Below are 12,772 nucleotides of genomic sequence, written 5' to 3'. Positions count from 1 at the left end.
CCCCACCGCCAACCCTACGTCGGTAAGGGTCGCCTTCCTTGAGCCGCTCATATGGTGGACGACTTTTTGAGACGACCCTTCGTCATGGTTTGCCATGATTCCTCCGTCCGTCCGTCCTTGCCCGAAGACGCTCCGCATCGGCCCTCGGGTTGTCTTCCTCGGGTTGTCCTCGGTCGTGGTCGCCTGGTCGTCCTCGGTCGTGGTCCCGGGGACGGGTCGTGGTTCCCGGCTGTGCGGCCGCCGCCCGGGGAGCGGACTCCCGGATCAGGAATTCAGGTACGTCAGCACGGCCAGCACCCTGCGGTGGTCGCTGTCGCTGGGGGGCAGCCCGAGTTTCAGGAAGATGTTGCCGATGTGCTTCTCCACGGCCCCGTCGCTGACCACGAGCTGCCGGGCGATCGCCGAGTTCGTCCTGCCCTCCGCCATGAGCGCCAGCACGTCCCGCTCCCGCGGGGTCAGCCCGGACAGCACGTCCTGCTTCCGGCTGCGGCCCAGCAGCTGCGCCACCACCTCGGGGTCGAGCGCGGTGCCGCCCCCGGCCACTCGCACCACGGCGTCCACGAACTCCCGGACCTCCGCGACCCGGTCCTTGAGCAGGTACCCCACGCCGCTGCTGCTCCCGGCGAGCAGTTCGGTCGCGTACTCCTGCTCGACGTACTGCGACAGCACCAGCACCCCGATGCCGGGGTGCTCTCGCCGCAGCTCCACGGCGGCCCGCACCCCCTCGTCGGTGTGCGTGGGCGGCATCCGTACGTCGGCGACCACCACATCCGGCTGCTCGCCCTGGGCGACCAGGTCCCGCACGGTCTTCAGCAGGGCCTCCGCGTCCCCGACACCCGCCACGACCTCATGGCCGCGATCCGTGAGCAGCCGGTTCAGTCCCTCCCGCAGCAGCACCGAATCCTCGGCGATGACCACCCGCACGCTGTTCTCCACGACTCGCAGCCCCCATGTCTACGACGGCCCGGCACAGGCTCCGCCATTCGAACCGCACCAGCATCGCAGGAAACCGGCCCCGCGGCCGGGCGTTCCGGTCCTGGGTGGTGTCACTGCGGCGCGGGGCGTCGGGAGCAGGTGCAGGTGCAGGTGCAGGGGCGGGGCAGGGGCGTCGGCCGGGGAGCAGGGGCAGGGGAGGGACCGCTGTGAGGGGGTGACGGGGCCGGAACCGCCGGGGAGTTCCGGAGGACGGGAGCTCCGGAGGGCCGGGGTGCCTCGTAGAGGCCGGGGAAGTCCGGAAGGCCGGGGAAGTCCGGAAGCCGGGGTCCGGAGGCCCGGGAAGTTCCGCAGTCAGACGCGCCAGGGAAGTTCGCCCGTGACCGTGGTCGGGCCGCCGGGCGGGGAGTCGATGGCGAGACTCCCGTCGACCGCGTCGAACCGCTGGGCCAGGCCCGCGAGCCCGGACCCGGCGGACACGGCCGCCCCGCCCCTGCCGTCGTCGTGCACCCGGACGAGGAGCCGGTCGGCGGTCTTCCGGACGTCGACCGTGGCGGTGCCGGCCCCGCTGTGCTTGCTGATGTTCTGGAGCAGTTCGGAGACGGAGAAGTAGGCGATGGCCTCGATGGCCGCGGCGGGGCGGGCGGGCAGGTCGACGGTGACCGTGACCGGGACGGTGCAGCGGGCGGCGGCCGAGGAGAGCGCGGCGCCGAGTCCGCGGTCGGTGAGGACCGCCGGGTGGATGCCGCGGGCTAGGTCGCGGAGTTCCTGGAGGGCGAGCTTCACCTCACCGTGGGCTTCGCCGACCATGCGTGCGGCCGCTTCCGGGTCCTCCACGAGCTTCTCCTTGGCGAGTCCGAGGTCCATGGCGAGGGCGACCAGGCGTGCCTGCGCGCCGTCGTGCAGGTCCCGCTCGATGCGCCGCAGATCGGCGGCCGCCGTGTCGGCCACGACGACCCGGTCCGACTCCAGCTCGGCGATCCGCCGCTCCTGCTCGTCGGAGGGCGAGAGCAGGCCCCGCACCATCAGCCGGTCGCCGTCGGCGAGCAGCCGCACGGCGAACGGCAGCACCGGCCACAGCACGAACAGCCCCGTCAGTGTGACCGTGAACGTGAGTACCGCCCATGGCAGCTGCACGGTCGCGTACAGCACCGCCCGCCAGGCCACCGGGTCCTTCAGCCGCGCCCACAGCCAGGCGGGCGCCCCGCCGTGGTGCCGCACCCTGGCCGGGAAGGCGCTCGGCTCCTCCACCCGTACCCCGAGCAGCAGCCGGGCCCGCGCCCGCTCCAGCCGGCCGAGCTGCCGGGCACCCATCAGCGCGACCACCAGCAGCGGAAGTCCGATCATCGTGACCGACAGCCACACCCCCGTGATCACGAACACCGAGACCAGGGTGAAGGCCGGCAACGCCACCGGAAGACCGAGGAGGAGATGGGCGATCTCCTTCCAGGTGTGTGCGTCGTACGCGAACCGGGGGCGGGGGCGCCGCGTCCCGTCGTCGACTGGGCGTATCCCGGAGGCGTACGGTTGCTGCTGGTGAAGGGCATCGGCGGTCATGCCCGACAGCCTGCCCGGCCCGCTCCGCGGCCGCCATGGGGTGCCTGGGTGGACACGACGGGGGGCTAGCCCTACCCGTAGCGTGAGACGCCTGCTTACCCTCCCCTTATCAGGGCCTAGACTCCCGTGCGTACAGATCGTCGAATCGGGCCAGGGAGCGAGGGGCTGACGTGCCGGAAGAACCGACCGCTGCCGTGCTCGCGGCGGACTACTTCCAGAGTTACTCGGTCGTGGGTCTGCTCGCCGTCATTGGTGTGCTCTTCGTCGCGGTGGCATTCGGAGCGGGACGCCTGCTGCGGCCCGTCGTGCCCACCCCGGAGAAGCTGCTCACCTACGAGTGCGGTGTCGACCCGGTGGGGGAGGGCTGGGCCCACACACAGGTCCGGTACTACGTGTACGCCTTCCTGTACGTGATCTTCGCCGTCGACTCGATCTTCCTCTTCCCGTGGGCGACGGTCTTCGCCGAGGCCGGATACGGCGGCACGACGCTGGTCGAGATGTTCATCTTCCTCGGCTTCCTGGCCGTGGGACTGCTCTACGCATGGAAGAAGGGCGTCCTCGAATGGACGTGACCCCTCAGGCCCCCGAGCCCCAGCTGCTGCCCGAGCCCAAGCGGCTCGGAACCCTCGCACGCCTGGCCCCCGAACCCATGAAGGTGATCCTGAACTGGGGTCGCCGCTACAGCCTCTGGGTCTTCAACTTCGGCCTCGCCTGCTGCGCCATCGAATTCATCGCCGCGTCCATGGCACGGCACGACTTCATCCGGCTCGGAGTGATCCCCTTCGCGCCCGGCCCCCGCCAGGCCGACCTGATGATCGTCTCCGGCACCGTCACCGACAAGATGGCCCCCGCGGTGAAGCGGCTCTACGAGCAGATGCCCGAACCGAAGTACGTCATCTCCTTCGGAGCCTGCTCCAACTGCGGCGGCCCCTACTGGGACTCGTACGCGGTCACCAAGGGCGTGGACCAGATCATTCCCGTCGACGTGTACGTGCCGGGCTGCCCACCGCGCCCGGAGGCCCTGCTCCAGGGCATCCTCAAGCTCCAGGAGAAGATCGCCCGCGAGTCGCTCCACGAGCGGTATTCCCGGCACCACCGGCCGACCGCCGGCGCCCTCCGCAGCGGGCTCGTCACCCCGCCGCCCGCGCCCGGGGGCGGTGACGCCGAATGAGCACCTTCGAGACCTCCGAGGCCGAGGCCATCGACGGCTTCGTCGCCGCCGAACTGGCCTACGACCTGCTCACCGTCGACGTGGAACCCGCGGAGTGGGTGGCTGCCCTCAGCTTCGCCCGCGACCGGATGGAGTGCACCTACTTCGACTGGCTGAGCGCGGTAGACGAGCCCGGCACCGGATTCCGCGTCTGCGCCCATGTCGCCTCCCTCCAGGGAGGCCGGGTCCGCCGGCTGCTCGTCCGGACGACCGTGCCGCACGACGCCCCCGCCCTGGAGTCGGCGGTCACCGTGTACCCCGGCGCGGCCTGGCACGAGCGCGAGACCCACGAGATGTTCGGCATCGCCTTCGAGGGCCATCCCCACCTGGTGCCGCTGCTGCTCCCCGACGGCTTCGAGGGGCACCCGCTGCGCAAGGACTTCGTGCTCGCGGCCCGCGTCGCCAAGGCGTGGCCCGGCGCGAAGGAACCGGGCGAGTCCGAGCACGGCGGTCCGAAGCGCCGCCAGATGCTGCCTCCGGGTGTGCCCGACCCCAACGAGTGGGGCCCCCTCAAGGGCCAGCTCCCGCCGGCCCCCGCGCGCCCGGCCCGCACGCCCCGCGCGGGCGCCGCCGGGGCCCGCGCCGGCGCGGCAGCCGGTGCGGGTGCTGCCGGCGAGCGCCCGGCCCGCCGTGCCCGCACGGCTGCCGAGGGCTCCGCGTCCCAGACTCCCGCGGCGGCGCCCGCGGCCCCGCGCCGCGCCCGCACCGCGGCGGAGGGCTCCGCCTCGCAGGCGGCTGCGTCCGATGCCGTGTCCACGCCGCCGACGGGCCCGCGCCGCTCCCGCAGTGCCTCGGAAGGTTCCGCGTCCCAGCCGACCCCGGGCGCGGAGCAGCCCGCCGAGCCGACGCCGACGTCTGATGCGGCAGCCACCACGCCCGAGGGCCCTGCGTCTCCGGACACCCCGGCTGCTGCATCGCAGCGCCCGGCACCGCGCCCGCGTGCGGCCCGCAGCTCCGACGCCCCCTGGCACCACGCCCGCCCGGCGTTCGACGACGAGACCACGTCCGCCGCGGAGGCGGCTCCTTCCGAGTCGGCGGGGGCCGACGCCGAGGAGCGCGTGGACGAGGCGGGCCGGACCACGGCCTCCGGAACGGCCGGCGCGGCGGTCACACCGTCCGCCGGGAAGCCGGACGCACCCCCCGCCGAGGCCGACACGGCAGAGGACGCCGCCGCGCGGGACGCGCGGCGGGATGAGGACACCGACCCCACCGGAGGAGACGCGTGAACGACGCACTCGACGTCGCGCTGCGGCTGCTCGTCGTCTTCGTCGTGTTCCTGGTCATGCCGCTCGTGATCGGGCAGACCGAGCACAAGGTGATGGCCCATATGCAGGGCCGGCTCGGGCCGATGTACGCGGGCGGCTTCCACGGCTGGGCACAGCTCGTCGCCGACGGCGTGAAGTTCGCACAGAAGGAGGACGTCGTCCCGGCGAACGCCGACCGGCGGATCTTCCAGCTCGCGCCGGCCGTCGCGCTGCTGCCGTACCTGCTGGTGCTCGTCGCCATCCCCATCGGCCCGAGCGAGAGCGCGGTCGGCCAGGTCGTCGACGCGGGCATCTTCTTCGTCCTCGCCGTCATGGGTGTCGGCGTGCTCGGCTCGCTCATGGCCGGCTGGGCGTCCGCCAACAAGTTCTCCCTCCTCGGCGGCCTGCGCACCGCCGCCCAGCTGCTCGCGTACGAGCTGCCGATGCTGCTCACCGCCGGATCCGTCGCCATGGCGGCGGGCACCGTCTCGCTGCCCGGCATCCTCGACGCCTTCGAGTGGTGGTGGCTGCCGTGGCAGATCGTCGGCGCGGTCGTCTTCTTCGTGGCGGGCCTCGCGGAGCTCCAGCGGCCCCCGTTCGACATGCCGGTCGCCGACTCGGAGATCATCTTCGGTGCGTACACCGAGTACACCGGGCTGCGGTTCGCGCTCTTCCTGCTCGCCGAGTACGCGGGCATCGTGGTGCTCTGCGGTCTGACCACCGTCCTGTTCCTCGGCGGCTGGCACGGCCCGTTCGGCGCCGACGGACTGGGCTGGGTCTGGACGCTGCTCAAGACCGCCGTCCTCGCGTTCGTCGTGATCTGGCTGCGCGTGACCTACCCGCGACTGCGCGAGGACCAGCTGCAGAAGCTCGCCTGGACCACGCTCATCCCGCTCGCCCTCGCCCAGATCGCCCTCACCGGCATCGTCAAGGTGGTGATCCAGTAATGTCCCCGATCCCGGGAGCGGGCCTCGCCAAGGGCCTGGCGGTCACCCTGCGGACGATGACCAGGCGGTCCCACACCGCGCAGTACCCGGACGTGCAGCCCGAACTGCCGCCCCGTACCCGTGGCGTGATCGGTCTGTTCGAGGAGAACTGCACGGTCTGCATGCTGTGCGCCCGCGAGTGCCCCGACTGGTGCATCTACATCGACTCCCACAAGGAGACGGTGCCGGCCGCCACCCCGGGTGGCCGTGAGCGCAGCCGCAACGTCCTCGACCGCTTCGCCATCGACTTCTCGCTGTGCATGTACTGCGGTATCTGCATCGAGGTGTGTCCTTTCGACGCGTTGTTCTGGTCCCCGGAGTTCGAGTACGCGGAGGAGGACATCCGCGACCTCACCCATGAGCGGGACAAGCTGCGCGAGTGGATGTGGACCGTTCCGGCACCGCCCGCGCTCGACCCGGGGGCCGAGGAGCCCAAGGAGATCGCCGCAGCCCGCAAGGCCGCCGACAAGCTCGCCGCCGAACAGCAGGCAGCCGCCGAACAGCACGAACAGCAGGCAGTAGCCGATCAGCAGCCGCAGGCAGCCGCCGATCAGCAGCCGCAGGCACCCGCGGAACAGGCGGCAGCCTCCGGTCGGCAGGCGGCGCAGAAGCCGGCGGACCAGGCCGGCGAGCGCACCGCGGCCGGGCGGGACGCCGCCGAGACGGACAAGGGGACCGGCACCGGCACCACACCGGGCACCGCGCCCGGATCCGACGAGGGAGGCACCGCATGAACCACCACGCCGCCCTGCTCGCCGCCCAGGCGTCCGGCCCCGGCTTCATGTCCCCGACCGGCGTCGAGATCGCCTTCGTCCTCGTGGGCCTGGCCACCCTCGGGGCGGCCCTGATCACGGTCTCCACCCGCCAGCTGGTGCACGCCGCGCTCTGGCTCGTCGTCGCCCTCGGCGGACTCGCCGTGGAGTACCTCCTGCTCACGGCCGAGTTCATCGCCTGGGTGCAGGTACTGATCTACGTCGGATCCGTCGTCGTGCTCCTCCTCTTCGGACTGATGCTCACCAAGGCCCCCATCGGCCGCTCCCCGGACGCCGACTCGGGCAACCGGCCCGTCGCGGTCGCGGTCGCCGCCGTAGCCGCGGCCGCCCTCGTGTGGGTCGTCGTCGACGCGTTCCGCACCACCTGGATCGACCTCGACGGACCGGCCCAGGGCTCCACCAGGGTGTCCGGCGAGATCCTGTTCTCGCACTGGGTGCTGCCCTTCGAGGCACTGTCCGTGCTCCTCCTGGCCGCTCTCGTCGGCGCGATCGTCCTGTCCCGCAAGGACGCCACCAAGAGCGGTAAGGAGCAGCGCTGATGCACCTCGCCTACCCCGCCGTGCTGTCGGCCCTCCTCTTCTGCACCGGCCTCTACGGCGTGCTGGCCCGCCGCAACGCCATCCTGGTCCTGATGTCCGTCGAGCTGATGCTCAACGCCGTCAACCTCAACCTCGTCGCCTTCGACGTCTGGCTGCGCGACACCCTGCACGCGGGCCAGGCCCTCACCCTCTTCACCATCGCCATCGCCGCCGCCGAGATCGGCATCGGCCTGGCGATCGTGCTGGCGGTGTACCGCAACCGCGGCACCTCGGACATCGACCGGCTCCGCGACGCCGCCGAGGGCTCCGGCGACACCGCCCCCGAAGCAACCGCCCCGGCACAGAAGGCTGAGGCCGCCGCGTGACGACCACGACCCTCGCCGTCCTCGTCCCCCTCCTTCCGTTCCTGGGCGCCGTCGCCGGACTGCTGCTCGGCCGCACCGCACCCGGCTTCGTACGGCCTCTCGCCGTGCTGCCGGCCCTCGGCGCGTTCGCGCTGGCGGCCCTCGTCGCCGTACGCCAGGGCGGCGGCAGGCCGATCGTCGCCGCCACCGGGCTCACGCCGACCGGCTCCGTGCCGATCGAGCTGGCGCTCTACATCGACGGCTTCGCCGCGCTCTGCGCCGTCCTCGTGGGTCTGGTGGCCTCGTGCGTGCAGATCTACTCGACGGGCTACCTCCGCCACGACCCTCGCTACCCCTCGTACGCCGCGCTCGTCTCCCTCTTCACCTCCGCGATGCTGCTCGTCGTCTACTCCGGCGACCTGATGGTGCTGCTGGTCGGCTGGGAGATCATGGGCATCTGCTCGTACTTCCTCGTCGGCCACTACTGGGAGACGCCCGAAGCCCGCGCCGCCTCCCTGAAGGCCTTCCTGGTCACCAAGCTCGGCGACGTCCCCTTCCTCTTCGGCCTGTTCGCGCTCGCGATCGACGCCGGCTCGTTCCAGATCCCCAGGGTGCTCGGTGCCGTCGCAACCGGTTCGCTCGAGCACCCGACGCTGATCGCCCTGCTGCTCCTGGCCGGCGTCGCGGGCAAATCCGCGCAGTTCCCGCTGCACACCTGGCTCCCCGACGCCATGGCGGGCCCCACCCCGGTCTCCGCGCTGATCCACGCGGCCACCATGGTCGCCGCCGGCGTGTACTTCGTGGCGCGCCTGCTGCCGGTCTTCGCCGAGTCCGCCGCCGCGATGACCGTGCTCGCCGCCATGGCCGCCATCACCATGATCGGCTCGGCGCTCGCCGCGATCGCCCAGGACGACATCAAGCGCGTCCTCGCCTACTCGACGGTCGGGCAGCTCGGCTACATGACCGGCGCCCTGGCCTCCGGCGACCGTGGCGCCGCCGTGTTCCACCTCCTCTCGCACGGCGCGTTCAAGGCGCTCCTCTTCCTCGCCGCCGGCGTGATCATCCACGCGGCGGGCACGAACTCCCTCGCCGCCATGTCCCGCATGACCGGCCTCCCCAAGCGCATCCCGGACGCCTACTGGACGATGACCGTCGCCCTCCTGGCACTGGTCGCGATCCCGCCGTTCGCTGGCTTCTTCTCCAAGGAAGCCGTCCTCGTGGCCGCAGAGCACACCGCCTTCGGCCAAACCGAGGGCGTCCCGGCCGCCGCCGGCTGGACCGTCCTCGTCTCCGGCCTGATCACCGCGGTACTCACCGCGGCGTACGCGGCCCGCCTGTGGCTGCTCGCGTTCCGCGGCAGGGGGCACGAAGCCCCCGACCACGGCCGGCAGCCGCTCGCCATGACCACGGTGCTCTGGGTCCTCGCCGTCCCGACGGTCGGCTTCGGCCTCACCACCGGCTACCTCGGCCGCTGGTTCGACGGGGGCAGCCTCGCTCCGGCGCTGACCACCGCCGTGCTGTCCACCGGCCTAGCCGTCGCCGGAGGGGTCGTCACCTACGGCGCCTGGCGGGCCGTGTCAGCCAAGGCACTCGTCACGGCTCCGGCCGGCGGCGTCGTCCCGCACCCCGACGCCGAACCGGGAAAGGTCGAGGCCGAAGCGCTGCACATGCCGCACCCGGCCGCCGACCCGGCCGACCCGGGCAGGCTGCTGCTCGGCCCGCTGCACCGCCATGCCGCCGTCGGCTTCCACCTCGACGCCGTCTACGACACCCTGTTCGTCCGCCCCGTCCGGGCCGCCGCCTCGCTGGTCGCCTTCCTCGACCGCGAAGTCGTCGACACGTACGTACGCGGCGCGGGAACCGCCCCCCGGTGGTTCGGCTGGGCCGTACGCCGCGCCCAGACCGGCAATGTGCAGACCTACCTCGGTGCCCTGCTCGCCGGCTCCGTCGTCCTGGCGATCGCCGCCGTCGTCCTTGCCAACGTCAACGCCGGATCGTGAGCCGTGATCGATATCAGCGCATCCGTGATGCAGTTCCTTCTCGCGTTCGTCGTCGTCGGCCCGCTCATCGGCGCCGCCGCGGCCCTCCTGCCGGCCCCGCCCGGACTGAAGGGGAGGAGTCCCGAACAGGCCGTGCTCCGCCACGGCGTCACCGTCACCGGCGCCGTCCTCGCCGCGACCGTCGTCATCGCGCTCGGCTTCGACCACGACAGGCCGTCGACGATGCAGGCCACCACGGACATCAGCTGGATCCCCGCACTCGACGTGCGCATCCACCTCGGCATCGACGGCATCTCGCTCCCCCTCCTCGTGATGACCGCGCTGCTGACCTTTCTCTGCGCGCTGTACAGCTACTACAAGATGCCCGCGGGCCCCTCCCCGAAGGCCTTCGTCGCCCTGCTGCTCGTACTCGAGTCCGGCACCCTGGCGACCTTCGCCGTCCTCGACCTGCTGCTGTTCTTCCTGGCGTTCGAGATGGTCCTCATCCCGATGTACTTCCTGATCGCCCGCTGGGGAGGCGACCAGAGGCAGTCCGCCGCCTGGAAGTTCATCCTCTACACACTGCTCGGTTCCGTGGTCATGCTGCTCGGCCTGCTCCTCGTCGGGCTGAAGGCAGGCACGTTCGACATGGTGGCACTCGCCACTGACAACGGCCGCGGACTGACCCAGGCGACCCAGATCGCCGCGGTCCTCGCCATCGGTCTCGGCCTCGCCGTGAAGACCCCGATGTGGCCGCTGCACAGCTGGCTGCCCGACGCCCACACCGCCGCCCCCACCGTCGGATCCGTGCTCCTCGCCGGCGTCCTGCTGAAGATGGGCACCTACGGCTTCGTCCGCATCCTGCTCCCCGTCACCCCCGACGGCATGCTGGTCCTCGCGCCGTACCTCGCCGCGTTCGCCGTCATCGGCATCGTCTACGGATCCCTGGCCTGCCTGAACCTCGCCAAGCGCGGGGTGGGCGGCGACCTCAAGCGCCTCATCGCCTACTCCTCCGTCGGCCACATGGGCTTCGTGCTGCTCGGCATCGCCACCCTGACGGCGACCGGAGTGAACGGCGCGCTGTTCGCCAACATCGCCCACGGACTCATCACCGGCCTCCTCTTCTTCCTCGTCGGCGCGCTCAAGGACCGGTACGGCACCAGCGACCTCGACAGCCTCGCCCGGGAGTCCGGCGCCGCCCTCTACGGCCGCGCCCCCCGTCTCGGCGGCCTCGTGGTCTTCGCCGCCGTCGCCTCCCTCGGGCTTCCCGGACTCGCCGGGTTCTGGGGCGAGATGCTCGCCATGTTCGGCGCGTTCCAGCCAGCCGAAGGCCTCAGCCGCCCCGCCTTCCTCACCTTCATGGTGATCGCCGGCCTCGGCACCCTGCTCACCGCCGCGTACCTGCTGGTCGTCGTACGCCGCGTCTGCATGGGTGCCGCTCCCGCCCCCGACGCGCCGCCGCTCGCCGACGTCCAGGGGTACGAATTCGCCGCCTGGACCCCGCTCGTCGCCCTCACCGTCCTCGCCGGACTCTGGCCCGCGGTCCTCCTCGGCCTCACCGACCCGGCCGTCCAGCAGCTCCTCGCAGGAGGCAAGTCGTGACCGTGGCCGCTCCCGCCGTCACCACCGGTGCCGTCACCCTCGCCGGGGACCTCGTCCAGTCCGTCGACTGGCTCGCGATCGCCCCGCCCACCCTCGCCGCCGCCGTCGGCCTGATCGTCCTGGTCGCCGACCTGTTCCTGCCCGACGGCCGCAAGCAGCTCCTCGGAGCGCTGTCCGTCGCCGGCCTCGCCGCATCCCTGCTGCTCCTGGTGCCGCTCGCCCCCGGCGACCGCTCGACCTTCTGCCTGGTCGGCGATCCGGACGCGTGCAGCTACACCGCCGACCACTTCACCCTGGCCATCCAATTCCTGGTGTTCGGCGGCGCGCTGCTCGCCGCCCTGCTGTCGCTGACCGAGACCAAGGAGAGGCTCCCCGCGGGGGAGTACTGGTTCCTGCTGCTGTCGTCGGCGGCCGGCGCGGCCCTGCTGCCCGCCTCCCGCGACCTGGCCACGCTGGTCGTGGCGCTGGAGGTCGCCTCGCTGCCCGCGTTCGCCCTCGTCGGCCTGAAGCGCGGTGACCGGCTGTCCTCCGAGGCCGCCCTGAAGTTCTTCCTGTCCTCCGTCGCCGCGACCGCCGTGACCCTCCTCGGCGTCAGCTTCGTCTACGCCGCGACCGGCACCCTCCACCTCACCGAGATCGCGGGGCGGGTCGACGAGGTGCCCGGACAGTTCGGGACCCTCATCAGGACCGGCGTGATCCTCACCCTCGTCGGCTTCGCCTTCAAGACCGCCGCCGTCCCCTTCCACTTCTGGGTCCCCGACACCTACGTCGGCGCTCCGCTGCCCGTCGCCGGCTATCTGTCGGTCGTCGGCAAGGCGGTCGGCTTCACCGGACTGATCCTGGTCACGGTCATCGCGTTCCCCGACTACGCGGACGTGTGGGGGCCGGCGGTCGCCGTGCTCGCGGCGCTCACCATGACCGTCGGCAACGCGGCGGCCCTCCGCCAGTCCCCGGACCGCGACTTCAGCGCGGTACGGCTGCTCGCCTGGTCGTCCGTGGGCCAGGCCGGCTACCTCCTCGTGCCGATCGCGGCGGCCGCCTACTCCGGTGACCGCCTCATCGGTTCGACCGTCGCGTACGCCCTGATGTACGCGGTGGTGAACCTCGGCGCGTTCGCCGTCGCCGCACTCGTCGCCCGTACGCACCCGCGGAACCGGATCGCCGACTACCGCGGCCTGTACGCGACCCGGCCGCTCACGGCGCTCGCGCTCGGCTTCTTCCTGCTCTGCCTCGCCGGGCTGCCGCCGGGCATCATCGGTCTCTTCGCGAAGGTCACGGTGTTCTCCGCGGCCGTCGACGCGGGGCTGGGCTGGCTCGCCGTGATCATGGCGCTGAACGTGGTCGTCGCGCTCTACTACTACCTGCAGTGGACCGCGGTCCTGTTCCGCGCCCCCGAGGGAGAGGCCGCGCGGCCGCATGTCCCGGCGGCGATCACCGTCACGATCGGCATGACCGCCGTCGCCGGGATCGTGCTGTCCGTGGCCCCCCAGCTGGTCCTGCGGTTCGCCGCGGTGGGCCTTTTCTGACAAGAGCCGAAGAACGGCTTCGAGAGCGAGGAACGGCTTCGAGAGCCGGACAACCGCTTCCGAGAACGCCGAAGAACAG

12 protein-coding genes are annotated in these 12,772 nt (G+C 72.0%); 10 read left to right on the top strand and 2 right to left on the bottom strand.

Features of this window, described 5'->3' with window-relative positions:
* Positions 1–264: 264 nt before the first annotated feature.
* Positions 265–924 carry a response regulator gene (locus ACZ4Z5_RS20090; protein ID WP_468264709.1) on the bottom strand — a complete coding sequence of 220 codons (660 nt, stop codon included), beginning with the start codon at positions 922–924 and terminating at the stop codon, positions 265–267.
* A gap of 363 nt (positions 925–1,287) precedes the next feature.
* Complete coding sequence (locus ACZ4Z5_RS20085; RefSeq protein ID WP_468264545.1) at positions 1,288–2,490, bottom strand: sensor histidine kinase; 1,203 nt, start codon at positions 2,488–2,490, stop codon at positions 1,288–1,290.
* 170 nt (positions 2,491–2,660) lie between these two features.
* On the opposite strand from ACZ4Z5_RS20085, the gene ACZ4Z5_RS20080 reads away from it, so the two are divergent.
* The 10 genes from ACZ4Z5_RS20080 to ACZ4Z5_RS20035 are packed head-to-tail and all read left to right on the top strand — an operon-like array spanning position 2,661 to position 12,693.
* Entirely contained in the window at positions 2,661–3,062 is a 402-nt protein-coding gene (locus ACZ4Z5_RS20080) for an NADH-quinone oxidoreductase subunit A (protein ID WP_468264543.1), read from the top strand.
* A complete protein-coding gene (locus ACZ4Z5_RS20075) occupies positions 3,053–3,661 on the top strand; it encodes an NADH-quinone oxidoreductase subunit B (RefSeq protein WP_468264541.1) in 609 nt (202 codons plus the stop codon). Before ACZ4Z5_RS20080 ends, ACZ4Z5_RS20075 begins: the two co-directional genes overlap by 10 nt.
* Positions 3,658–4,926 (top strand): NADH-quinone oxidoreductase subunit C, encoded by a 1,269-nt coding sequence (locus ACZ4Z5_RS20070; RefSeq protein WP_468264539.1) that lies wholly within the window; start codon positions 3,658–3,660, stop codon positions 4,924–4,926. The genes ACZ4Z5_RS20075 and ACZ4Z5_RS20070 overlap by 4 nt, the downstream gene beginning before the upstream one ends.
* Positions 4,923–5,891, top strand: coding sequence for a complex I subunit 1/NuoH family protein (locus ACZ4Z5_RS20065; RefSeq protein WP_468264537.1), 969 nt, complete (start codon positions 4,923–4,925; stop codon positions 5,889–5,891). The genes ACZ4Z5_RS20070 and ACZ4Z5_RS20065 overlap by 4 nt, the downstream gene beginning before the upstream one ends.
* Positions 5,891–6,664 (top strand): NuoI/complex I 23 kDa subunit family protein, encoded by a 774-nt coding sequence (locus ACZ4Z5_RS20060; RefSeq protein WP_468264535.1) that lies wholly within the window; start codon positions 5,891–5,893, stop codon positions 6,662–6,664. The genes ACZ4Z5_RS20065 and ACZ4Z5_RS20060 overlap by 1 nt, the downstream gene beginning before the upstream one ends.
* On the top strand, positions 6,661–7,242 hold the full coding sequence (locus tag ACZ4Z5_RS20055; protein ID WP_468264533.1) for an NADH-quinone oxidoreductase subunit J family protein: 582 nt from the start codon (positions 6,661–6,663) through the stop codon (positions 7,240–7,242). The genes ACZ4Z5_RS20060 and ACZ4Z5_RS20055 overlap by 4 nt, the downstream gene beginning before the upstream one ends.
* A complete protein-coding gene (nuoK, locus tag ACZ4Z5_RS20050; protein WP_468264531.1) occupies positions 7,242–7,607 on the top strand; it encodes an NADH-quinone oxidoreductase subunit NuoK in 366 nt (121 codons plus the stop codon). Before ACZ4Z5_RS20055 ends, nuoK begins: the two co-directional genes overlap by 1 nt.
* Positions 7,604–9,586: an NADH-quinone oxidoreductase subunit 5 family protein gene (locus tag ACZ4Z5_RS20045; RefSeq protein WP_468264529.1), complete on the top strand. Its 1,983-nt coding sequence runs from the start codon at positions 7,604–7,606 to the stop codon at positions 9,584–9,586. The genes nuoK and ACZ4Z5_RS20045 overlap by 4 nt, the downstream gene beginning before the upstream one ends.
* Positions 9,587–9,589: 3 nt before the next feature.
* The gene (locus ACZ4Z5_RS20040; protein WP_468264527.1) at positions 9,590–11,167 is read left to right on the top strand and encodes a complex I subunit 4 family protein; all 1,578 of its coding nucleotides are present in this window, start codon (positions 9,590–9,592) and stop codon (positions 11,165–11,167) included.
* Positions 11,164–12,693 carry an NADH-quinone oxidoreductase subunit N gene (locus tag ACZ4Z5_RS20035; protein ID WP_468264525.1) on the top strand — a complete coding sequence of 510 codons (1,530 nt, stop codon included), beginning with the start codon at positions 11,164–11,166 and terminating at the stop codon, positions 12,691–12,693. The genes ACZ4Z5_RS20040 and ACZ4Z5_RS20035 overlap by 4 nt, the downstream gene beginning before the upstream one ends.
* Positions 12,694–12,772 lie beyond the last annotated feature (79 nt).

The organism is Streptomyces sp. NPDC030222, assembly GCF_055573115.1.
The sequence above is the reverse complement of the archived record's forward strand: the minus strand, read 5'-3'. Positions and strand labels throughout refer to the sequence as shown.

Bases quoted from the DNA above. Each gene is read 5' to 3' on its own strand.
- ACZ4Z5_RS20085 (WP_468264545.1), bottom strand. From the start codon at position 2,490: ATGACCGCCGATGCCCTTCACCAGCAGCAACCGTACGCCTCCGGGATA.
- ACZ4Z5_RS20075 (WP_468264541.1), top strand. From the start codon at position 3,053: ATGGACGTGACCCCTCAGGCCCCCGAGCCCCAGCTGCTGCCCGAGCCC.
- ACZ4Z5_RS20070 (WP_468264539.1), top strand. From the start codon at position 3,658: ATGAGCACCTTCGAGACCTCCGAGGCCGAGGCCATCGACGGCTTCGTC.
- ACZ4Z5_RS20060 (WP_468264535.1), top strand. From the start codon at position 5,891: ATGTCCCCGATCCCGGGAGCGGGCCTCGCCAAGGGCCTGGCGGTCACC.
- ACZ4Z5_RS20055 (WP_468264533.1), top strand. From the start codon at position 6,661: ATGAACCACCACGCCGCCCTGCTCGCCGCCCAGGCGTCCGGCCCCGGC.
- nuoK (WP_468264531.1), top strand. From the start codon at position 7,242: ATGCACCTCGCCTACCCCGCCGTGCTGTCGGCCCTCCTCTTCTGCACC.